Origin of the sequence: Streptomyces sp. NBC_00690 (assembly GCF_036226685.1) — a bacterium.
GTDB lineage: Bacteria > Actinomycetota > Actinomycetes > Streptomycetales > Streptomycetaceae > Streptomyces.
This window is the reverse complement of record NZ_CP109009.1, coordinates 2,156,493-2,177,044: the sequence shown is the minus strand read 5'-3', so window position 1 is coordinate 2,177,044 and position 20,552 is coordinate 2,156,493. Positions and strand designations below refer to the sequence as shown.

The 20,552-nt window shown below is 69.2% G+C and carries 21 protein-coding genes; 10 read left to right on the top strand and 11 right to left on the bottom strand.

The window, feature by feature from the left end; translation table 11 throughout:
- Window positions 1-46: 46 nt before the first annotated feature.
- From OID54_RS09625 to OID54_RS09605, 5 genes are all read right to left on the bottom strand, one after another.
- Window positions 47-802, bottom strand: coding sequence for an SDR family oxidoreductase (locus OID54_RS09625; protein ID WP_329016847.1), 756 nt, complete (start codon window positions 800-802; stop codon window positions 47-49).
- Window positions 803-806: 4 nt separating this feature from the next.
- Window positions 807-2,600 carry a glycoside hydrolase family 15 protein gene (locus OID54_RS09620; RefSeq protein WP_329016844.1) on the bottom strand — a complete coding sequence of 598 codons (1,794 nt, stop codon included), beginning with the start codon at window positions 2,598-2,600 and terminating at the stop codon, window positions 807-809.
- Window positions 2,601-2,708: 108 nt separating this feature from the next.
- Window positions 2,709-3,509: an SURF1 family cytochrome oxidase biogenesis protein gene (locus OID54_RS09615; RefSeq protein ID WP_329016841.1), complete on the bottom strand. Its 801-nt coding sequence runs from the start codon at window positions 3,507-3,509 to the stop codon at window positions 2,709-2,711.
- A gap of 90 nt (window positions 3,510-3,599) precedes the next feature.
- The gene (locus tag OID54_RS09610; RefSeq protein ID WP_329016838.1) at window positions 3,600-3,833 is read right to left on the bottom strand and encodes a hypothetical protein; all 234 of its coding nucleotides are present in this window, start codon (window positions 3,831-3,833) and stop codon (window positions 3,600-3,602) included.
- Between the two features lie 54 nt (window positions 3,834-3,887).
- Window positions 3,888-4,889 (bottom strand): DEDDh family exonuclease, encoded by a 1,002-nt coding sequence (locus OID54_RS09605; protein WP_329016834.1) that lies wholly within the window; start codon window positions 4,887-4,889, stop codon window positions 3,888-3,890.
- A 405-nt stretch (window positions 4,890-5,294) separates the two neighbouring features.
- Between OID54_RS09605 and OID54_RS09600 the strand changes: the two genes are divergently transcribed.
- The 3 genes from OID54_RS09600 to OID54_RS09590 all read left to right on the top strand — a co-directional run bounded on the left by OID54_RS09600 (window position 5,295) and on the right by OID54_RS09590 (window position 7,005).
- On the top strand, window positions 5,295-5,969 hold the full coding sequence (locus tag OID54_RS09600) for a VIT1/CCC1 transporter family protein (RefSeq protein ID WP_329027368.1): 675 nt from the start codon (window positions 5,295-5,297) through the stop codon (window positions 5,967-5,969).
- Between the two features lie 158 nt (window positions 5,970-6,127).
- A complete protein-coding gene (locus OID54_RS39175) occupies window positions 6,128-6,316 on the top strand; it encodes a hypothetical protein (protein ID WP_443055552.1) in 189 nt (62 codons plus the stop codon).
- Window positions 6,313-7,005 (top strand): lysoplasmalogenase, encoded by a 693-nt coding sequence (locus OID54_RS09590; protein ID WP_329016832.1) that lies wholly within the window; start codon window positions 6,313-6,315, stop codon window positions 7,003-7,005. Before OID54_RS39175 ends, OID54_RS09590 begins: the two co-directional genes overlap by 4 nt.
- A 231-nt stretch (window positions 7,006-7,236) precedes the next feature.
- Here the strand turns inward: OID54_RS09590 and OID54_RS09585 are convergent, their stop codons facing one another.
- Window positions 7,237-8,769, bottom strand: coding sequence for a S8 family peptidase (locus OID54_RS09585; protein ID WP_329016829.1), 1,533 nt, complete (start codon window positions 8,767-8,769; stop codon window positions 7,237-7,239).
- A 276-nt stretch (window positions 8,770-9,045) separates the two neighbouring features.
- Here OID54_RS09585 and OID54_RS09580 point away from each other — a divergent pair, with 276 nt between their 5' ends.
- The 3 genes from OID54_RS09580 to moaA all read left to right on the top strand — a co-directional run bounded on the left by OID54_RS09580 (window position 9,046) and on the right by moaA (window position 12,323).
- Window positions 9,046-9,426, top strand: a complete 381-nt coding sequence (locus OID54_RS09580) for a DUF485 domain-containing protein (protein ID WP_329016826.1) — start codon at window positions 9,046-9,048, stop codon at window positions 9,424-9,426.
- A complete protein-coding gene (locus tag OID54_RS09575) occupies window positions 9,423-11,060 on the top strand; it encodes a solute symporter family protein (protein ID WP_329016823.1) in 1,638 nt (545 codons plus the stop codon). The genes OID54_RS09580 and OID54_RS09575 overlap by 4 nt, the downstream gene beginning before the upstream one ends.
- 273 nt (window positions 11,061-11,333) lie before the next feature.
- A complete protein-coding gene (gene moaA / locus OID54_RS09570; RefSeq protein WP_329016820.1) occupies window positions 11,334-12,323 on the top strand; it encodes a GTP 3',8-cyclase MoaA in 990 nt (329 codons plus the stop codon).
- 91 nt (window positions 12,324-12,414) lie between these two features.
- On the opposite strand, the gene OID54_RS09565 is transcribed toward moaA, so the two are convergent.
- Window positions 12,415-12,645 (bottom strand): hypothetical protein, encoded by a 231-nt coding sequence (locus tag OID54_RS09565; RefSeq protein WP_329016817.1) that lies wholly within the window; start codon window positions 12,643-12,645, stop codon window positions 12,415-12,417.
- Window positions 12,646-12,858: 213 nt separating this feature from the next.
- Window positions 12,859-13,233: a DUF3099 domain-containing protein gene (locus OID54_RS09560; protein WP_329016814.1), complete on the bottom strand. Its 375-nt coding sequence runs from the start codon at window positions 13,231-13,233 to the stop codon at window positions 12,859-12,861.
- Window positions 13,234-13,446: 213 nt separating this feature from the next.
- On the opposite strand from OID54_RS09560, the gene OID54_RS09555 reads away from it, so the two are divergent.
- The gene (locus OID54_RS09555) at window positions 13,447-13,722 is read left to right on the top strand and encodes a GlsB/YeaQ/YmgE family stress response membrane protein (RefSeq protein ID WP_329016812.1); all 276 of its coding nucleotides are present in this window, start codon (window positions 13,447-13,449) and stop codon (window positions 13,720-13,722) included.
- A 108-nt stretch (window positions 13,723-13,830) separates the two neighbouring features.
- On the opposite strand, the gene tyrS is transcribed toward OID54_RS09555, so the two are convergent.
- From tyrS to OID54_RS09540, 3 genes are all read right to left on the bottom strand, one after another.
- Entirely contained in the window at window positions 13,831-15,093 is a 1,263-nt protein-coding gene (gene tyrS, locus OID54_RS09550) for a tyrosine--tRNA ligase (protein ID WP_329016808.1), read from the bottom strand.
- A gap of 56 nt (window positions 15,094-15,149) precedes the next feature.
- Complete coding sequence (locus OID54_RS09545) at window positions 15,150-16,544, bottom strand: metallopeptidase TldD-related protein (protein ID WP_329016806.1); 1,395 nt, start codon at window positions 16,542-16,544, stop codon at window positions 15,150-15,152.
- 85 nt (window positions 16,545-16,629) lie between these two features.
- Entirely contained in the window at window positions 16,630-18,153 is a 1,524-nt protein-coding gene (locus OID54_RS09540; protein WP_329016803.1) for a TldD/PmbA family protein, read from the bottom strand.
- A 231-nt stretch (window positions 18,154-18,384) separates the two neighbouring features.
- Here OID54_RS09540 and fabG point away from each other — a divergent pair, with 231 nt between their 5' ends.
- The 3 genes from fabG (at window position 18,385) to OID54_RS09525 (ending at window position 20,435) form a co-directional block, all read left to right on the top strand.
- Window positions 18,385-19,104 (top strand): 3-oxoacyl-[acyl-carrier-protein] reductase, encoded by a 720-nt coding sequence (gene fabG / locus OID54_RS09535; protein WP_329016800.1) that lies wholly within the window; start codon window positions 18,385-18,387, stop codon window positions 19,102-19,104.
- Window positions 19,105-19,109: 5 nt separating this feature from the next.
- Window positions 19,110-19,880 carry an enoyl-ACP reductase FabI gene (gene fabI / locus OID54_RS09530; RefSeq protein ID WP_329016797.1) on the top strand — a complete coding sequence of 257 codons (771 nt, stop codon included), beginning with the start codon at window positions 19,110-19,112 and terminating at the stop codon, window positions 19,878-19,880.
- Between the two features lie 207 nt (window positions 19,881-20,087).
- The gene (locus OID54_RS09525) at window positions 20,088-20,435 is read left to right on the top strand and encodes a hypothetical protein (protein ID WP_329016794.1); all 348 of its coding nucleotides are present in this window, start codon (window positions 20,088-20,090) and stop codon (window positions 20,433-20,435) included.
- Window positions 20,436-20,552 lie beyond the last annotated feature (117 nt).

Here is a 20,552-nt window from a genome sequence, read left to right as displayed (position 1 = left end):
GTGTGCCCCGGCCGGCGCTCGCTCCGTGATGCCGAGCGACCAGGGCTCAGAACGCGTGCCGTGCGCCGCCGTCCACCGGGAGCATCACTCCCGTCAGATAGGAGGCGGCCGGCGACAGCGCGAAGGCCGCCACGGTCCCGAACTCCTCGGGGGTCCCGTACCTGCGCAGGGGGATACGGGATTCGGATCCTGCCCGTGCGGCGTCCGCATCCCCCGAGAGCGCGTCCAACTCCCGGATCCGGTCCGTGTCCATCCGCCCCGGCAGCAGTCCCACCACCCGGATGCCCTGCGGACCGAGCTCGATCGAGAGGGATTTGGCGAACCCGGCGAGCCCCGGTCGCAGTCCGTTGGAGATCGTCAGCCCCGGGATCGGCTCGTAGACCGACCCGGAGAGCACGAACCCGATCACCCCGCCCTCCTGGAGGGCAGCCGCGGCTGTGCGCGCCATCCGTACGGCACCCAGGAACACCGACTCGAACGCCGTCCGCCACTGCTCGTCGGTGTTGTCGGCGGCGAACCCCGGTGCCGGGCCGCCCACGCTGATCAGCACCCCGTCGAACCGTCCGAAGTGTGCCCGGGCCATCGCGATCAGCCGCTCGGCCGCCTCGGGGTCGGCGTTGTCCACGGCAGCTCCGACCGCCGAGGCGCCCAACTCGGCGGCGGCGTCCGTCACCGTCTTTTCGTCGCGTCCGCTGATCACGGTCTTCGCGCCCTCCGCGACCAGGGCGCGCGCCACGGCGTTCCCCAAGCCTCGTGAGGCACCTGTCACCACGTAGACGCGGTCCTTGAGTCCAAGATCCATGGACCTATCCTGCCTCTTCCTCGCGACCCAGCGCGAGAGCCGTGGTCACGAGCGCGATATGGCTGAACGCCTGGGGGAAGTTCCCGAGCTGACGCCCTGCCACCGGGTCGTACTCCTCCGCCAGCAGCCCGACGTCATTGCGCAGGGTCAACAACCGCTCGAACAGTTCCCTGCCCTCCTTCACCCGGCCGGTCATCCGCAGTGCGTCCGCGAGCCAGAACGAGCAGGCCAGGAAGGCCCCTTCCTGGCCGGGCAGTCCGTCCACCGCCGCGCCCTCGGTGCTGTACCGGCGCACCAGACCGCCCGGGGTGCCGAGCCCGTTCCGGACCGCGTCCACGGTGCCGATCACCCGCGGGTCGTCCGGTGGGAGGAAGCCGACCCGGGGGATCAGCAGGGTCGCCGCGTCGAGCTCCTCCGAGCCGTAGTACTGGGTGAAAGTGTTCCGCTTCGGGTCGAAGCCCTTCTCGCAGACCTCCCGATGCACCTCGTCGCGCATGGCGCGCCAGCGGCCGGCGTCGCCCCGCAGCGAGGTGTCCGACTCCAGGGTGCGCACCGCACGGTCCGCCGCCACCCAGGCCATCACCTTGGAGTGGACGAAGTGGCGGCGCGGTCCACGCACCTCCCAGAGCCCTTCGTCGGGTTCCCGCCACTTCGACTCCAGGAATCCGAGCAGGCTCAGCTGGAGGTACCAGGCGTGCTGCTGGGCGGGGAGCCCCGCTTCCTTGGCCAGGAACAGGGAGTCCATGACCTCGCCGTACACATCGAGTTGGAGCTGTTCCACGGCGGCGTTCCCGGTGCGTACGGGAGCGGAGCCGGCGTATCCGCGCAGCCAGGGCAGGACGGTCTCGGGCAGCCGTCGTTCCCCGGCCAGTCCGTACATGATCTGGAGGTCGGCCGGATCGCCGGCGACCGCCCGCAGGAGCCAGTCGCGCCAGGCCGATGCCTCCTCCTGGTAGCCCGCGTCCAGCAGGGCGTCCAGGGTGAGGGTGGAGTCCCGTAGCCAGCAGAAGCGGTAGTCCCAGTTCCGTACGCCGCCCAGTTCCTCGGGGAGCGAGGTGGTGGGGGCCGCGACGATCCCGCCCGTGGGTCCGTAGGTCAGTGCCTTCAGGGTGATCAGGGAGCGGACGACCGGCTCCCGGTAGGGACTGCCGGGAGCGGTCCGACAGCGCGCGGCCCACTCCCGCCAGTCCCGCAGGCTGGTCTCCAGGGCCTCGTACGGGTCCACGCACTCCGGCCGCTGACGGTGGGAGGGGTGCCAGGTGAGGACGAACGCCACCTTCTCGCCGGCCGCGACCGTGAACGACGACACGGTGCTGAACTGCTGGCCCCAGGTCTTGACCTGGGGCTCGCTGCGCAGCCACACCGAGTCGGGGCCGGCGATCGCCACCCGGTGGCCGTCCGCACGGCGCATCCAGGGCACGACCGAGCCGTAGTCGAAGCGGAGCCGCAGGACCCCCTCCATCTCGACCGAGCCGCTGATGCCCTCCACGATCCGCGTCACGTCGGGGGCCTCGTCGCGCTGCGGCATGAAGTCGATGACCTTGACGCTGCCCGTCCGGGTCGACCACACCGTCTCCAGCACCAGCGAGTCGTCCAGGTAGCGGCGGCTGCTGCACAGGTCCGCGCCCTTGGGCGCGAGCCGCCAGTGGCCGTTGTCCTTGCTGCCGAGGATCGCGGCGAAGCAGGCCGCCGAGTCGAACCGCGGGAGGCACAGCCAGTCGATGGAACCGTCCGTGCCGACCAGTGCCGCGGTCTGGAGATCGCCGATGAGGGCGTAGTCCTCGATGCGTAGGGTCACGCCTTGGCCTGTTCCCGTCGGCCGCGCCGGCTAAGCAACCGGACGACCAAGCGGGTGTGAATGCCGGATTCGCCCGGTCGACAGGACGCCGGGGGATCCGGATCTGCGTCAGGCGCTGACGGGTGTGGCGGGTGTGCCGGGGGTGTCCACCCGGTCCGTTGCGGCCCGTCGGTCGCGCACTTCACGGCGTACGAGGACCACCCAGCCGATGGGCACCCCGGTCGTGAACAGCCACCATTGGATCGCGTACGCCATGTGCGCCCCGATCGAGTCGTGGTCGGGCTGGCCGATTCGCTCGGGCAGGTCGCCGGGGGGCCTGGGGTCGGTCAGCTCCAGATAGCCGCCGATGACGGGCATCCCGAGTGCCTTCGACTGTTGCGAGCTGTTGATCAGCATCACCTGGCGGGGCGGTAGCTGGGAGCGCTCCTTGATACCGCTGCCCCGTGAGGTCTCGTCGGCCTTCAACCGGCCGGTGACCGTCACCGTGCCCCGGGGCGCGGGCGGCACGTCGGGGAAGGCGTGCTGGTCGCCCCGGTCGTTGGGGACCCAGCCGCGGTTGACGAGCACCGCGCGTCCGTCGGCCATCACCAGCGGGGTCAGTACGTGGAAGCCGACCCGGTCGTCGGAGTTGGTGCGCAACCGGACGACGACCTCCTTGTCCGTGGCGAAGGTGCCGGTGGCCGTCGCGCGCCGCCAGAAGTCGGAGCGGGGCACGGTGTGGCCCTCGGAGGTGAGCTCGGTCACGGGAACCGGTTCCGCCGCCAGGTTCTTCGCGATCAGCTCGTTCTGCACGACCCGGCGCTCATGGCGGTGGAATTGCCAGAAGCCCAGCTCGATCATCGTGGGGATGAGAACGAGGCCGATGAGGGTGAGGATCACCCACTGCCGGGACAACAGGAAGCGGTACACGGCTTCGACCGTACCTGCTGGGCCGTGTCGTGCCGGAGCCGGGTCCCCGCCGAAACCGCTCGACGCCGTCGGGAGGTAGGGCGCGGCCCGTCACACCCGGTCGACGATCCCCACCGTGCCCTCCGCGCGGGCGCAGTGCGCCCCGCAGTACCAGTGGCCATCGACCTCGACGCCCTGGCCGATGATCTGGACCCGACAGTGCTCGCAGATGGGCGCCATGCGGTGGATGGCGCAGGAGAAGCAGTCGAAGACGTGCACCGCGCCCTGCGCGTGCACCTCGAACGACATGCCGTACTCGTTTCCACAGACCTCACAACGTGCCATGGGCCACAGGGTGCGGCCCTGCCCGTCGGTCTTCGGAGGCGGCACGCCCGGTCGTCACCCGTCTGCCGGGCTCACGTCCCTGAGTAGCTGGGTGAAGGCGGCCTCGTCGACGATCGGTGTGCCGTACTGCTTGGCCTTCAGCGACTTCGACGTGGCGGCGTCCGGATCGTTGGTCACCAGCAGGCTCGTCAGTCGTGACACGCTGGTGGCGATGTGCAGCCCGGCCTCGATCGCCCGGTCCTCCAACAGCTCCCGGTCGACGGAGGTGTCTCCCGAGAAGGCCACCCGCATCCCCTGCTGCAGGGTGGAGCCCACCTCGTAGCGTCCGGGGTTGGGGTAGGGACAGGCCGGCCGCTTGCGCGCGGGGCGCCAGCTGCCGGCACCGTACCTCCCGTACGACGCCGATCGGCCGTACGAGGGCTGCTGGCCGACGCGGGGCGTCGAGGTCGAGGTGTCGACCCACTCGGTCAGGGGGCGGCACTCCAGGAGCGGGAGCCGCAGACCGTCCTTGGCCGCCGCCCGCAGACTGGGCCGGAATGCCTCGGCCAACACCCGTGCGTCGTCCAGCGCGTGGTGCGCGCGCTGCTGGACCACGCCGAAGTGCGCGGCGAGGGATTCGAGCTTGTGGTTGCTCAGCGGCAGCCGCAGTTCCTTGGCGAGCGCGATTGTGCACAGGCGCTGTCTGACCGGTGCGGTGCGGCCGGCCCGTGCGTACTCCCGGGCGATCATCGACCAGTCGAAGAGGGCGTTGTGGGCGACGAGCACCCGCCCGTCCAGCCGCTCGGAGAAAGCGTCGACGATGTCCCCGAAGAGGGGGGCGCCTTCGAGTACGTCACTGGTGAGGCCGTGGATCCACACCGGCCCCGGATCGCGCTCCGGGTTCACCAGCGTGTACCAGTGGTCCTGGACGTCACCCCGGGTGTCGAGGCGGTAGACGGCAGCAGAGACTATCCGGTCGTCCCGAGCGAGTCCGGTGGTCTCCACATCGACGACCGCATACCCCTCGGGATATGCGGTCGGCCATGTCGTTGCTGCTGTCGCGCTGTCGTCGAGCATGGTCACAGAGAATACGGGCCACCTGAGACAGCGTCCGATCCCCCTGCCCGGTACGCTCCTTGTGGCCCTTTGCGCCCCCTACGCGCCCCCGGTCCGGGTGCGCGGAGCCTGCGCCCGACCTGGCGGGGGGTCAACTATGTCCGCGGCAGGGCCAAGAGACGCTCCGTTCGCTCGTGGTAGGACCGGGTCCGGGCCCCTTGGTGACCATCCAGCCGGGGAGTCTGCCCGACGTCGCTCATGGGCGGGTCGATCCGCGCCTTCGCTCCGACTCGATGAGACTCTCCCGAGGTGAGCGCTGACGAACCGCACGATCCGTTGCCCACAGCCCCCGGAGGCGGCTCATATCCGGGCGGAGCACCTGACGACCCGTCCACTGCGCCCCCCGGTCACGAGCCCCACGGTCACGTGCTGGGAACCCGGCTGAACTGGCTGCGGGCCGCCGTCCTCGGGGCCAACGACGGGGTGGTCTCCACCGCGGGGCTCGTGGTGGGCGTCGCCGGAGCAACCGGGGACAGTGGCACGCTCCTGACAGCCGGACTCGCCGGGCTGCTCGCCGGCTCGATGTCCATGGCAGCCGGCGAGTATGTGTCCGTCTCGACGCAGCGCGACTCCGAACGGGCCGCGCTCGCCGTCGAGCGCAGGGAGTTGCGGGAGCAGCCGGAAGCCGAACTCGACGAGCTCACCGATCTCCTGGCGGAACGGGGGCTCTCCGCGCGGGTCGCCCGGGAAGCCGCGGTCCAACTCACCGAGCGCGATGCCCTGCGCGCCCATGCGCAGGTGGAATTGGGCATCAACCCGGACGCCCTGGCCAATCCGTGGCACGCCGCGGTCGCCAGCTTCCTCGCCTTCACGATCGGTGCGCTGCTCCCGCTCCTGGCGATCGTGCTGCCGCCGGCTTCGGTGCGGCTGTGGGTCACGGTCCTGTCCGTGCTGGCCGCGCTGGCGATGACGGGCTGGTGGAGCGCGCGACTGGGCGCGGCGCTGGTGCCGCGCGCGGTGCTGCGCAACGTGGGTGGGGGAGCGCTGGCGATGGGCGTCACCTACGCGGCCGGCTCCCTGCTGGGGGCTGCCGGAGTCTGACCGCACCCGGGTGATTCCGGCAGGCGGGGCCCCGATGCCGTGCGTCGTGCAGGATGCACGCTTGGCAGAAGTCACCAAAAGTTGCTGACATCATGTCTCGCATACTTGTCGGTAACACCGTCTAGTCCTGCCCGCCGAACCGCCCTTACCGTGCCACCATGCCGAATCCACCCGATGTCGTGTCGTGGTCCCTGCCCGCGTTCGTGCTGCTCACCGACTTCCCGTGGAAGCCCCCCTTCGCGTGGGACCGCCTCTTCGGCTCGTTCGCACGGGAGCAGGAGCGTTCGGTCGTCGGGCTCACCGCGAACATCACCATCTACAACCCGCCGCGGGTGGCCACCTCATGAGCGCGCGGTACGAGGCCGGTTCGACACCGGACGCCCTGGGGGGCGCGCGACGGTACGGACCGCTCGTTCCTGCGGGCACGGCAGGTCGGGTCCTGCTGGTCGCCTTCGCAGCGGCGCTGGTCGGTGACCTCGTCTCCCTGCTCGCCGACGCCGAACTCGGCCACCGCATCGCCAAACCGTTGCTGATGCCCCTGCTCGCCGCCCTGGTGATCGTCCACCGAGGCCCCCGGCTGCTGGTCGCTGCACTCATCTGCGGCTGGGGAGGTGATGTGTTCCTGCTCGGCGACTCCGACCTGGCGTTCCTCGCGGGCATGGGGTCCTTCGCACTGGGCCATCTGTGCTACCTGACGCTGTTCGGCCGGGCCCGGACCCCCCGGGGCTCCGTCCTCGTCTACGGGGTGGCACTGGTCGGCGCGGTCGCAGCGCTGTGGCCCGGCCTGCCCGCCGAACTGCGCGTGCCCGTCGCCGGCTACTCGCTCCTGCTCACCGCCATGGCCTGGCGATCGACCGCGCTGGGTTTCGCGGCCGGCGTCGGCGGGGCGCTGTTCCTGATCTCGGACCTGATCATCGCCACCGGGGTCGCCGACTGGCCCCAACCGCCGGCGTCCGACTTCTGGATCATGCTCCTGTACGCGGTGGGGCAACTGCTGCTGACCCTCGGGGTGCTCTCCCGGCAGCCGCGCCGCTGAGGGCGGGCTGAAGCGGGAAGTCTCAGCCAAGAAGCCCCACGGCCCCCAGAGACTCCACAGCCCCAGAACTCTGGAATCACACCGCCCGGAGACACCCAACAGGGGCCGGACGCCTGTGCTCGGCGTCCGGCCCCTGTTTCCTGTGCGCCCTACCGCGTCCGGACCCGGTCAACGCCCTTCACGGGGTCGCTGCCGGCCGGTTGCTGCGGCTCTGTGCGTGGCGCTTCGGCGTTACCGGCGTACGGCGTCGAGGGCGTCGGCGACACCCTCACCGTAGAAGCCGTTCTTGCCCTTGCCGCCCTCGCACACCGCGTCGACGACACCGTCGCCGTTGAGGTCGTACGGGTTGGTGCAGGCCCGGTTGTCGGCCTGCGCGTACAGCAGGGCCTTCACCGCGGCCGGGGACGCCTGCGGGTGCTTCGACTTGATGAGCGCCACCACGCCCGCGACGTGCGGCGAGGCCATCGACGTACCGGCCTTGTAGCCGTACTTGTTGTTCGGCAGCGTGGACAGGATGCGGCCGTCGGTCGCCGGTGCGTCCGGCTTCTGGAGGGCCGTGCTGTCACCGCCGGGGGCGGAGACGTCGACCACGCCGTCGCCGTAGTTCGAGAACGACGACTTCAGCCCCTTCGCACCCAGCGAGGACGTGGTGACGACGCCCGGCAGCTGCGTCGGGATGTCGAGGCACACGCTCGGGTCGACCACGCGGTCGACCGGGGTGCTGTCATTGGGGCTGCTGCCGTCGTTCACCTGGTCGGACGCCAGGTCTGTACGGCTGTTGCCCGCCGCCGCCACATTCACGGCGCCCTTGCGCTCGGCGTACCGGGTGGCCCGGGTGACGGCCTCGACGAGGGCCTTCTGGTCCGGGTCGTTCTTGCAGTTGAACAGCCACGGGTCCACGTAGTAGCTGTTGTTGGTCACCTCGACGCCGCGCTCGGCCGCCCAGATGAAGCCGCAGACGACGGCCTCGGTGTAGAAGAAGCCGTCGGGCGTCGACACCTTGATGCCGGAGACCTTGACGCCCGGCGCGACACCGGTGACGCCGACGCCGTTCTTGGCCGCGGCTATGGTGCCGGCGACGTGCGTGCCGTGGTCGCTCTCGCCGGCGGCGGGCCGCCAGGAGCCGGCGGTGGTGTCCGGCTTGCCGGTGACGCAGTTCGCGGATGCGGCCTGGTCGAAGTTGGGCGCGAGGTCGGGGTGGGTGTCGTCCACACCGGTGTCGATCACGGCGACCGTGACCCTCTTACTGCCCTGCGACTTCTTGTGCGCCTGGTCGGCCTTGATGGCCGGCAGGCTCCACTGGAGGGGTTCGAGCGGATCCTGGTCGTCCTGTGCGGTGGCCGCGGCGGACTTCGCCTCCTGGGCGGTCAGGGGCCGCGCCGAGTCGATCGAGGTGTCCGTCGCGGTCGTGAGCGGCGCGGTCCTGGTGGAGCCGGCCGACACCACGCCCTTGACCTTCCGGATCTCCGGGCCGAAGTCCGGGTTCTGTGAGTGGACGACGATGACACCTATCTGGTCATAGGCGATCACCACCGTTCCGCCCGCTCTCGCTATCGCCTTCTTCACCGAGGCAGCCGTGTGGGATCCGCTCGTGACGTTCACCACGTACGACAACTTCGGGCCGTCCGCCACTACTGCGGCGGGTACTTCGGCCGGGGTGGCAGCCGATGCAGCTCCCGCGGGCAGGAAGCCGAGCGAGGCCGTGAGCGCCAGACCCGCAGGCAGCGCAATCGCCCGACGCCGCTTGGACCGCAGATGAGCCATGGGTTCTCCACATCATCCGTGACAACCGTCCAAACACGGGGTGCGCTTGGACGCGTACATGACCAGCGAAGCTATCGCCGATCTTGATCGCCATCAATGTCCGAGCGGAAACCGTCACCAAAAAAGGCCGATGTTGAACCGGTCCGGCGCGCTCACCGTGCCGTTGTCAGGAGGTGGAGCACCATCACAACCCTCCAGTGCCTCCTGAATAGCGAAGGTAATTCCACTTTGACCACCATGCCTGTCCCCACCCCTCCCGCGTCACCAGGAGAAGCCGTGGCATCCGACGCAGCGCCGCCGCCCCAGGGCGAGACCGGCACCACCCCCGCCCAGCCCACCACCGAGCAGTTCATCGCGGTGCAGGAGAGCGCGGAGTTCGGCGAACTGCGCCACACCTACCGCTCGTTCGCCTTTCCCCTGACCGTCGCGTTCATCATCTGGTACCTGCTGTACGTCCTGCTGTCGAACTACGCGGGCGGCTTCATGGGCACCAAGGTCTACGGCAATATCAACGTGGCCCTGGTCTTCGGCCTCGCCCAGTTCGCCACCACCTTCCTCATCGCCTGGCTGTACTCCCGGCACGCCGCGGCGAAGCTTGACCCCAAGGCCGAGGCGATCAAGTCCCGCATGGAATCCCGTACGGAGGCAGGCGGATGAGCGACACCCTGCACTTGGCCGCCACCGCACTGGCGGCCGAGAACGCCACCACCGAACACCGGCCCCTGATCATCACCCTGTTCGCCGCGTTCGTCGTGGCCACCCTGTTCATCACGGTGTGGGCCGGCCGCCAAACCCGCAGCGCCGCCGACTTCTACGCGGGCGGACGCCAATTCACCGGCTTCCAGAACGGCTTGGCGATCTCGGGCGACTACATGTCCGCCGCCTCGTTCCTCGGCATCGCCGGCGCCATCGCGCTCTTCGGCTACGACGGCTTCCTCTACTCCATCGGCTTCCTCGTCGCCTGGCTGGTCGCCCTGCTCCTGGTCGCCGAACCCCTGCGCAACTCGGGCCGCTTCACCATGGGCGACGTCCTCGCGTACCGGATGCGCCAACGCCCGGTGCGTACCGCTGCCGGCACCTCGACCATCGTCGTCTCGATCTTCTACCTGCTCGCGCAGATGGCCGGCGCGGGCGTGCTGGTCTCGCTCCTCCTCGGCATCACCAACGACGGCGGCAAGGTCCTCATCGTCGCCCTGGTCGGCCTGTTGATGATCCTCTACGTCACCATCGGCGGGATGAAGGGCACCACCTGGGTGCAGATGGTCAAGGCCGTCCTACTGATCGCGGGCACCCTGCTCATCACCTTCCTAGTGCTGCTCAAGTTCAACTTCAACATCTCCGAACTCCTCGGCACCGCCGCCGAGAAGAGCGGTCACGGAGCGGCCTTCCTGGAGCCCGGACTCAAGTACGGGGCGACCAGCACCTCCAAGTTGGACTTCATCTCCCTGGGCATCGCGCTCGTCCTCGGCACCGCAGGACTGCCGCACATCCTCATCCGCTTCTACACGGTCCCCACCTCCCAAGCCGCCCGGAAGTCGGTCAACTGGGCGATCGGGATCATCGGCGGGTTCTATCTGATGACGATCGCCCTCGGATTCGGTGCCGCGGCCATCGTCGGGCAAACGGAGATCTCCGAGTCCAACAAGGCCGGCAACACCGCGGCACCCCTGCTCGCCCTCCACATCGGCGGTACGGACTCCGCCGGCGGGGCGATCCTGCTCGCGGTCATCTCGGCGGTCGCGTTCGCCACGATCCTCGCGGTCGTCGCCGGGCTCACCCTCGCCTCGTCCTCGTCCTTCGCGCACGACATCTACGCCAATGTGATCCGCAGGGGCCAGGCGACCGAGAAGGAAGAGGTCCGCGCTGCCCGCTGGGCGACGGTTGCCATCGGAGTCGTCTCCATCGGGCTCGGAGCGCTCGCCCGCGACCTCAATGTGGCGGGACTGGTCGCCCTCGCCTTCGCGGTCGCCGCATCGGCGAACCTGCCGACCATCCTCTACAGCCTGTTCTGGAAGAGGTTCACCACCCAGGGCGCCCTGTGGTCCATCTACGGCGGACTGATCAGCTCCGTGGTGCTGGTCCTCTTCTCGCCGGTCGTCTCCGGCAAGCCCACCTCCATGTTCAAGGACCTGGACTTCTACTGGTTCCCCCTGGAGAACCCCGGCATCGTCTCCATTCCGCTCGGCTTCCTCCTCGGCTTCCTCGGCTCGCTGCTGAGCAAGGAGGAGCCGGACCGGGGCAAGTACGCGGAACTGGAGGTCAAGTCCCTCACCGGTACCGGCGCCCACTGAGCCGCACGGGCACGGTACGGGGCCAGGGCGCAAGAAGCCGCCGCCCTGGCCCCCTCATCGTCGGCCTCGTTGCACGACCTCCGCTCAAGGACTCCGTCCCGCGAACCCTGCCCGCCCACCGGCACCGTCGATCGTCGGACCCCTGACGTAGGCTCGACAGAGGCAGGGAGCAACGACGGCGATCCACGCCCATCGCGCCTTGCCCAGACAAAGACGTACATACGTCTGTTCCGCTGGGAATTCGCTGGGATTCGCCGGGAAAGGGGGCCCGCGGTGCTCGTCGATACCTATGGCCGGGTCGCCACCGACCTTCGTGTTTCGCTGACCGACCGCTGCAATCTGCGGTGCACCTACTGCATGCCGGAAGAGGGCCTCCAATGGCTGGCCAAACCGGATCTGCTCAGCGATGACGAGATCGTCCGGCTGGTCGATATCGCCGTCTCCCTGCTGGGAGTCACCGAAGTGCGCTTCACCGGCGGCGAGCCGCTGCTGCGGCCAGGACTGGTCGGCATCGTGGAGCGCTGTGCGGCTCTCGCGCCCCGCCCACGGCTCTCCCTCACCACCAACGGCATAGGTCTCAAGCGCACCGCGGTCGCCCTGGGCGCCGCCGGGCTGAACCGGGTCAACGTCTCCCTCGACACCCTGCGCCCGGACGTCTTCAAAACACTCACCCGACGCGACCGTCACCACGATGTGATCGCGGGACTGGAGGCCGCCCGAGAAGCCGGCCTCACCCCCGTGAAGATCAATACGGTTCTGATGCCCGGCCTCAACGACGACGAGGCCCCGGAACTGCTCGCATGGGCCATCGAGAACGCCTACGAACTGCGCTTCATCGAGCAGATGCCCCTCGACGCCCAACACGGCTGGAAGCGCGACGGCATGATCACCGCGGGTGACATCCTCACCTCGCTGCGCACCCGCTTCACGCTCACCCCCGAGGGGGACGACCGGCGCGGCTCCGCCCCCGCCGAGCGCTGGATCGTCGACGGCGGCCCCCACCAAGTCGGAGTGATCGCATCCGTCACCCGCCCGTTCTGCCACGCCTGCGACCGCACCCGGCTCACCGCCGACGGTCAGGTGCGCAACTGCCTGTTCGCCCGCGAGGAGACCGATCTACGGGCCGCCCTGCGGTCGGACGCACCTGATGAGGACATAGCCGCGTTGTGGCGACAGGCGATGTGGGGGAAGAAGGCGGGTTCGGGCCTCGACGACCCATCCTTCCTCCAGCCGGACCGGCCCATGTCGGCGATCGGCGGCTGAGGGATCGTTCTGCGTCCGGAGCGTCCGGAGCGTCCCGGGGCAGTGATCGGTGTCAACGCCGTCCCGATCCCTGCGAAGAGTGTGACGAGAGCTAGCGGCCGGCATCCCCCGCGCCCGAAGCCTCCCATTCCGCCAGCGGCACACAGTCCTTGAGGAATCCGCGGAGGCTGAGGAACTGGGAGAGGTGTTCCCGGTGTTCCTCGCACGCGACCCAGGTCTTGCGGCGCTCGGGAGTGTGCAGCTTCGGGTTGTTCCAGGCCAGCACCCAAACGGCTGGCGCACGGCAGCCCTTGGCGGAACAGATCGGGGTCTCTTCGCTCACCAGTACATTGTCCACAACAAACGACGCCGAGCAGCCACGGGGGGAGCTGCCCGGCGTCGGTCCGTCGCTCCGACGGGGGATGCGGAGCGCGTAGGCAGTATGTCACGCACCATGGGGTGGGAGGCACTGGAACTTCATGATTGATCTGAGCTTTTCCTGAGGTTCGAGAGCACTCCGTACCGGCGGTACGGGCGTCGATCGCACCCCGTGAGGTCAAGCGTCCCGCGGACGATGTGCATCGGTCCCGGAGGCAGCCGGTTCCGATGGGGATTCCGGGTCGGATGCCCCCTCCATGGGCGCGATCATGGGACGGATCGGTGTGGAGAGGTAGGCAGACGGCAGCGAAGGCGCGTTCTCCCGGCCGGCGTTGGCGATCACCACGGCGATGTACGGGAGCAGGATGCCGAGAGCCAGGGCCACGATCGCCACATGGCGCTCCACGTTCCACAGCACGGCACCCAGAACCACCGAAACCGTTCGTACGGACATCGAGATCACATAGCGACGCTGACGGGCCCGTACATCGTCGGCGAGCCCCTGTCGCGCTCCCGTGATCCGGAAGACCTCCGCGTGTGCCTGCTTCCGCATCACATTCCACCACCCGAGTCCACTGTCGGACACTCCCTGGCCCTGACCGTCCCACCGTAGCCCGCCGCCGTGACGGCCACGAGAGCGGGGCGGATCCGATGCGTGCCGGCACTGGGTCACACCACGTATGGAGCTGCCCGACATGCGCCGTACGGACTACGGGCTGACACTTGCGGCATAACTGCTCACGCAGAGCCGTACGAGGAGGCAGCAATGGGCTGGTTGTGGGCGATCATCGTGGGATTCGTGCTGGCACTGATCGCCAAGGCGATCCTGCCCGGAAAGCAGCACCTTCCCTTGTGGCTGGCCACCATCTGCGGCATCGGCGGTGCGGTGCTCGGCAACTGGGCCGCAGGCGGGATGGGCATCCAGGAGACCCCCGGCTTCGACTGGGGACGCCATGCACTCCAACTCGTCTTCGCCGTCGCCCTGGTCTTCCTGGGAGACCGGGCGTGGATCGCGATGAAGGGCAACAAGCAGAGAGCCTGAGCGGGCCCGGCCCCCGATCGAGCGGGGTCGCGCACCGACGACGGGAAGGCGACCACCGGGGCTCGTCCCGGGTGGTCGCCTTCCTGTCCTATCAGTTGCCGGACCGGGTCAGCCCAGTTCGACGGCGGCCAGGTTCTTCTTGCCCCGCCGCAGCACCAGCCAGCGGCCGTGCAGCAACTCTCCGGCATCCGGTACCGCGTCCTCGGCCGTGACCTTGACGTTGTTCACGTAGGCCCCGCCCTCCTTCACCGTGCGCCGGGCCGCCGACTTGCTCGTGGCCAGTCCCACCTCGGTGAACAGATCGACGACCGGCGCCAACTCGGCGACCTTGGCATGCGGCAGCTCCGAGAGCGCGGCCCGCAGCGTCGGCTCGTCCAACTCGGCCAGCTCGCCCTGCCCGAACAGCGCCTTCGACGCGTGCACCACGGCGGCGCACTGCTCCGCGCCGTGCACCAGCGTCGTCAGCTCCTGGGCCAGCGCCCGCTGGGCGGCCCGCGCCTGAGGTCGCTCCTCGGTCGACCGCTCCAGCTCCTCGATCTCCTCGCGCGACGCGAAGCTGAAGATCCGCAGGAACTTGGAGACGTCCCGGTCGTCCGCGTTCAGCCAGAACTGGTAGAAGGCGTACGGAGTGGTCCGCTCCGGATCCAGCCAGATCGTGCCGGACTCCGTCTTGCCGAACTTGGTGCCGTCGGCCTTCGTGATCAGCGGTGTCGCCAGGGCGTGCACCCCGGCGTCCGGCTCGACCCGATGGATCAGATCCGTACCGGCGGTGAGGTTGCCCCACTGGTCGCTGCCACCGGTCTGGAGTGTGCAGCCGTGTCGGCGGTACAGCTCCAGGTAGTCCATCCCCTGGAGGATCTGGTAACTGAACTCGGTGTAGCTGATCCCCGCGTCGGAGTTCAGCCGACGGGCGACCGCCTCCTTCGCGATCATCTTGTTGACCCGGAAGTACTTCCCGACGTCACGGAGGAAGTCGATCGCCGACAGACCCGACGTCCAGTCCAGGTTGTTGACCATGGTCGCCGCGTACGGGCCCTCGAAGTCGAGGAACCGCTCGATCTGCGCCCGCAGCCGCCCGACCCAGGCGGCGACCGTCTCCGGGTCGTTCAACGTCCGCTCGGAGTTGGGCTTGGGGTCACCGATCAGCCCGGTGGCCCCGCCGACCAGCCCCAGCGGAAGGTTCCCCGCCAGCTGGATGCGCCGCATGGTCAGGATCTGCACCAGATTGCCCAGGTGCAGACTGGGAGCGGTCGGGTCGAAGCCGCAATAGAACGTGACGGGACCGTCCGCGAACGCCTTCCGCAATGCGTCCTCGTCAGTGGACAGGGCGATCAGCCCGCGCCACTGCAGTTCGTCGACGATGTCCGTCACTTCTCTCGCATCTCCTTCAGAGTCATCACACGGCCCGATGGTGGGCCCCTTCGAGGTTATACGCCCCGGCTGACCGAGCTCATATTGAAGTCGGGTACCCGCAACGCCGGCATGGCCGCCCGGGTGAACCAGTCGCCCCACTCCCGCGGCAGCGTCTTCTGCGTACGGCCGGCCTCGGTCGCCCGGGAGAGCAGATCGACCGGTGACTCGTTGAACCGGAAGTTGTTCACCGCACCGACCACCTCGCCGCCCTCCACCAGATAGACGCCGTCCCTGGTCAGCCCGGTCAGCAGCAGGGTCGCCGGATCGACCTCACGGATATACCAGAGGCAGGTCAACAGGAGCGCGCGACCGGTCGTCGCCGCCACCATCTCCTCCAACGAGCGCCCGTTGCCCCCGTCCAGAATGAGGTTCCCGGCCCCCGGTGCCACCGGCAGCCCCGTCAGCCCGGCGCTGTGCCGCGTGGTCACCAGATGCTCCAGCCGCCCGCCACGCACCCAATCCGTCGCCGACAGCGGCAGACCGTTGTCGAAGACGGAGGCGTCATCGCCCGAGGAATGGGCGATCACAAACGGCGCCGACTCCAGACCGGGCTCGTGCGGGTCGCTGCGAAGCCTCAGCGGCAGCGGCGACAGCGTCTCGCCCACCCGGGTGCCGCCCCCCGGCTTGGAGAAGACCGTACGGCCCTCGGCGGCATCCCGCGCCGCCGCCGACCACAGCTGGTAGATCAACAGGTCGGCGACCGCCGTCGGCGGCAACAGCGTCTCGTACCGCCCGGCCGGCAGTTCGATCCGACGTTCGGCCCAGCCGAGCCGCTGCGCCAGTTCCGCATCGAGATCGGCGAGGTCCACATCCTGGAAGTCACGGGTGGCCACCCCCGCCCAGGCGGATCGGGAGCGGTCGGGGGACTTGGCATTCAGCTCCAGCGTGCCGTTCGGCTGGTCGTGCCGCAGCCGCAGCCCCGTGGACGTCCCCAGATAGGTCGAGGTCATCTCATGGTTGGCGAAGCCGTACAGCTCGCGCCCACCTGCCCGGGCCCTGGCGAACGCCTCCCCGAGAGCCGGAGCGAACCGCGCGAACACGGCCGAAGAGGTCTCCGCCGGCGCGTCCCGGAAACCGACCGTGGGCTCCGCGTCCCCGACCAGGGGCTGGGCGTCCTCGGCGGGATCGGACTTGCGGGCGGCGGACTCCGCGGCCCGTACCAGCGGCTCCAGCTCATCGGCGGTCACCGCGGACCGGGACACCACACCGGAGGCGGTGCCCTGCGCTCCGTCGACCGTCGCGATGACCGTGAGGGTCCGACCCCGCGTGACCCCATTGGTCGTCAGCGCATTCCCCGCCCAGCGCAGATTGGCGGAGGACTGCTCGTCGGCGATCACCATGCAACCGTCGGTCGAGGACAGCTCCAGCGCCCGTTCGACGATCTCGTACGGCTTGCTGCTACGGCTCATCGAACGCTCTCCTGGGTGGCGAAGCGGAAGGACCCCGGGCGCGACGCACGGCGCCCCGCCCCGGTGACGTTGCACAGGAGCGAGGTCATCGACCCGCCTCCTGGTTAGTGTTGAGGATGTCCACACCGCGAAACAGCGCGGTGGGGCAGCCGTGGGAGACCGCCGCCACCTGTCCGGGCTGCGCCTTCCCGCAGTTGAACGCCCCGCCCAGCACATAGGTCTGCGGGCCGCCCACCTGCTCCATGGACCCCCAGAAGTCCGTCGTCGTCGCCTGGTACGCGACGTCCCGCAACTGCCCGGCGAGCCGCCCGTTCTCGATCCGGAAGAACCGCTGCCCGGTGAACTGGAAGTTGTAGCGCTGCATGTCGATCGACCACGAACGGTCGCCGACCACATAGATCCCGCGCTCGACCCCACCGATGAGGTCCTCGGTGGACAGGCCGCCCGCCACCGGCTGGAGCGAGACGTTCGCCATCCGCTGCACGGGCACATGGCCGGGGGAGTCGGCGTAGGCGCAGCCGTTGGACCGTCCGAGGCCCGTCAACTTCGCGATCCGACGGTCCGTCTGATAGCCGACCAGTGTTCCGCCCTTGATCAGGTCCCAGGACTGGGCCTTGACGCCCTCGTCGTCGTATCCGACGGTGGCGAGCCCGTGCTCCGCGGTCCGGTCACCGGTCACATTCATCATCGACGCGCCGTACTCCAACTTGCCCAGCTGGTCGAACGTGGCGAACGAGGTGCCCGCATAGGCCGCCTCGTAGCCGAGCGCCCGGTCCAACTCGGTGGCGTGGCCGATCGACTCATGGATGGTGAGCCACAGGTTCGACGGGTCGACCACCAGGTCGTAGCGGCCCGCCTCGACGCTCGGGGCCCGCATCTTCTCGGCCAGCAGCTCCGGGATCCGCTCCAGCTCGCCTTCCCAGTCCCAGCCGGTGCCGGTCAGATACTCCCAGCCCCGGCCCGCGGGCGGGGCGATCGTCCGCATCGAGTCGAACTCGCCGGTCGTCTCGTCCACCGCGACCGCGCTGACCTGCGGATGCAGCCGCACCCGCTGCTGGGTTGTGACGGTGCCCGCGGTGTCCGCATAGAACTTGTTCTCCTGCACGGTCAGCAGCGAGGCATCCACATGTGCGACACCACTGGCCGCCAACAGCCGCGCGCTCCACTCCGCGAGGAGCGCCGTCTTCTCCTCGTCGGCGACCTCGAACGGATTGATCCGGTACGAGGAGATCCAGGTCTTGTCCGCGTGGACGGGCTCGTGCGCCAACTCGACCCGCTCGTCCGAACCGGCCGCCGCGATCACCTGGGCCGACAGCTTGGCCATCGCCACTGCCTGCCCCGCGACACGCGCAGCCGCATCCATCGTCATGTCGACACCGGAGGCGAACCCCCACGCCCCGCCGTGGACCACCCGCACCGCATAGCCGAGATCCGTGGTGTCCGACGACCCCGACGGCTTGGCGTCCCGCAGTCGCCAGGCGGCGCTGCGCACCCGCTCGAAGCGGAAGTCGGCGTGGTGGGCGCCCAGCGCGCGTGCTCGGGCGAGCGCTGCGTCGGCGAGCGCCCGCAGCGGCAGCGCCGTGAACGACGCGTCGATGGAATGGGCCACGGATGTCTCCTGTCCTCGGTGACCGGTCGCCCCGATGAGCCGACCCCGGTCGCCCTGATCATGTCGCGCCCGAGCACCCGTTGCCCACCCTGTTTCGTCGCCATTGCCCGGTGGCGTTCTGTAGGGACCCCACAGCGACGCGAGGTGGGCGCTGTCGGTGCCCGATTCTCCGGGAGGCGGGCGGGACCGATAGTTTCGGAGGTACCAGACCGCTATCGAAAGGGTGATCCGTTGAGCCGCTCGGTTCTCGTCACCGGAGGAAACCGGGGCATCGGCCTCGCCATCGCCCGAGCCTTCGCCGATGCAGGCGACAAGGTCGCGATCACGTACCGCTCCGGCGAGCCGCCCGAGGCCCTCACCCAGGCCGGCTGCCTCGCCGTTCGCTGCGACATCACCGACACCGAGCAGGTGGAGCAGGCGTACAAGGAGATCGAGGAGAAGCACGGCCCGGTGGAGGTGCTCATCGCCAACGCCGGCATCACCAAGGACCAGCTGCTGATGCGGATGTCCGAGGATGACTTCGTCTCCGTCCTCGACACCAACCTCACCGGCACCTTCCGGGTCGTCAAGCGCGCCAACCGCGCGATGCTGCGGGCCAAGAAGGGCCGCGTCGTGCTGATCTCGTCCGTCGTGGGCCTGCTCGGCTCGGCCGGACAGGCCAACTACGCAGCGTCCAAGGCCGCCCTGGTCGGCTTCGCCCGCTCGCTCGCCCGTGAGCTCGGCTCGCGGAACATCACCTTCAACGTCGTGGCCCCCGGTTTCGTCGACACCGACATGACCAAGGCGCTCACCGAGGAACAGCGCGCCGGCATCGTGGAACAGGTGCCGCTCGGCCGCTATGCGCAGCCGGAGGAGGTCGCCGCCACCGTGCGCTTCCTCGCCTCCGACGACGCCTCGTACATCACTGGAGCCGTCATTCCCGTTGACGGCGGATTGGGCATGGGTCACTGATCGCCATGAGTGGAATTCTCGCCGGCAAGCGCATTCTCGTCACAGGCGTCCTCACCGACGCATCCATCGCCTTCCACGCGGCCAAGGTCGCCCAGGAGGAAGGCGCGGAAGTCATCCTCACCGGCTTCGGTCGGCTCAGCCTCGTGGAGCGCATCGCCAAGCGGCTGCCCAAGACGGCACCCGTCATCGAACTGGACGTCACCAACCAGGAGCACCTGGACTCGCTCGCCGACAAGATCCGCGAGCACTCCAGCGACGAGAGCGGCCTCGACGGCGTCGTGCACTCGATCGCCTTCGGCCCCCAGGGAGCGTTCAACTTCCTGGAGGCGGGTTGGGAGGACGTCTCGACCGCCGTCCAGGTCTCGGCGTACTCCTACAAGTCGCTGACGATGGCCTGCCTGCCGCTGATGGAGCGCGGCGGCTCCGTCGTCGGCCTGACCTTCGACGCACAGGTCGCCTGGCCGAAGTACGACTGGATGGGTGTGGCGAAGGCCGCCCTGGAATCCACCAACCGCTACCTCGCCCGTGACCTCGGTCCGAAGAACATCCGCTGCAACCTGATCTCCGCGGGCCCCATCAAGTCGATGGCCGCCAAGTCGATCCCCGGCTTCGAGGACCTGGCGGATGTGTGGAACCACCGTGCGCCCATCGGCTGGGACCTGGCCGACCCGGACCCGGCGGGTCGCGGTGTCGTCGGACTGCTGTCGGACTTCTTCCCGCGTACGACCGGTGAGATCGTCCACGTCGACGGCGGCGTCCATATGATGGGTGCCTGACCTGCACCGAACCGCCCTCGTGCGGCTTGGACGACGCCCCCGCTCCCCACCGAGGAGGAGCGGGGGCGTCGTCGTGCGCGGCGTCGGGTAACTCGTTCGGCCCTCAAGGCTCGCGGTCGGGGCGCCGGGCGGCCAGGCTGGGAGGCGATCCCCCCTTGTGGTGCAGCCGCGGCCACCTGCCGCAGTACGGCCGAGGAGGTCCAGCCCGTGCATGTGATCCGGTGCTCAGCGTCCGTACTGGTGGCGCTCTCAGCAGTGTTCTGTGCCGCCCCCGGGGCCCTCGGCGAGCCCCAGCGCGATCGACCCGAACCCCAGCGGTACGAGGCGTACTGCCGAACGGTCGTCGACGGCTCCAGCGCCACCGCCCATTGCAACAATCCCTACCCCGGCAGCGATCGGGTCCGGTTGCACATCGAGTGCGAGCGCTGGTGGGACCTGGACGTCGACAGCGCACCGGTCCTGGTGGCACCGGCCGGCTATGTGGAGTTGACGGGCCGCTGCTGGAAGGAGATCGGCGCGGTCTGGATCAGCCACCAGCCCGTCGCCTATCCCTGACGACCGACAACGACCGACAACGACGACCGACGACAGCCGACAACGACCGACTGGGTGCTGCGTTCCTTTTGCGTCGTGCCCCCCTGCCGAGGGTCAGGAGCGGATCCCGGGCCGGGC

Coding starts and splice junctions, on each gene's coding strand:
- OID54_RS09625 (WP_329016847.1), bottom strand. CDS start 802: ATGGATCTTGGACTCAAGGACCGCGTCTACGTGGTGACAGGTGCCTCA.
- OID54_RS09610 (WP_329016838.1), bottom strand. CDS start 3,833: ATGGCACGTTGTGAGGTCTGTGGAAACGAGTACGGCATGTCGTTCGAG.
- OID54_RS09605 (WP_329016834.1), bottom strand. CDS start 4,889: ATGCTCGACGACAGCGCGACAGCAGCAACGACATGGCCGACCGCATAT.
- OID54_RS39175 (WP_443055552.1), top strand. CDS start 6,128: ATGCCGAATCCACCCGATGTCGTGTCGTGGTCCCTGCCCGCGTTCGTG.
- OID54_RS09590 (WP_329016832.1), top strand. CDS start 6,313: ATGAGCGCGCGGTACGAGGCCGGTTCGACACCGGACGCCCTGGGGGGC.
- OID54_RS09585 (WP_329016829.1), bottom strand. CDS start 8,769: ATGGCTCATCTGCGGTCCAAGCGGCGTCGGGCGATTGCGCTGCCTGCG.
- OID54_RS09575 (WP_329016823.1), top strand. CDS start 9,423: ATGAGCGACACCCTGCACTTGGCCGCCACCGCACTGGCGGCCGAGAAC.
- OID54_RS09560 (WP_329016814.1), bottom strand. CDS start 13,233: ATGCGGAAGCAGGCACACGCGGAGGTCTTCCGGATCACGGGAGCGCGA.
- OID54_RS09555 (WP_329016812.1), top strand. CDS start 13,447: ATGGGCTGGTTGTGGGCGATCATCGTGGGATTCGTGCTGGCACTGATC.
- OID54_RS09545 (WP_329016806.1), bottom strand. CDS start 16,544: ATGAGCCGTAGCAGCAAGCCGTACGAGATCGTCGAACGGGCGCTGGAG.
- fabI (WP_329016797.1), top strand. CDS start 19,110: ATGAGTGGAATTCTCGCCGGCAAGCGCATTCTCGTCACAGGCGTCCTC.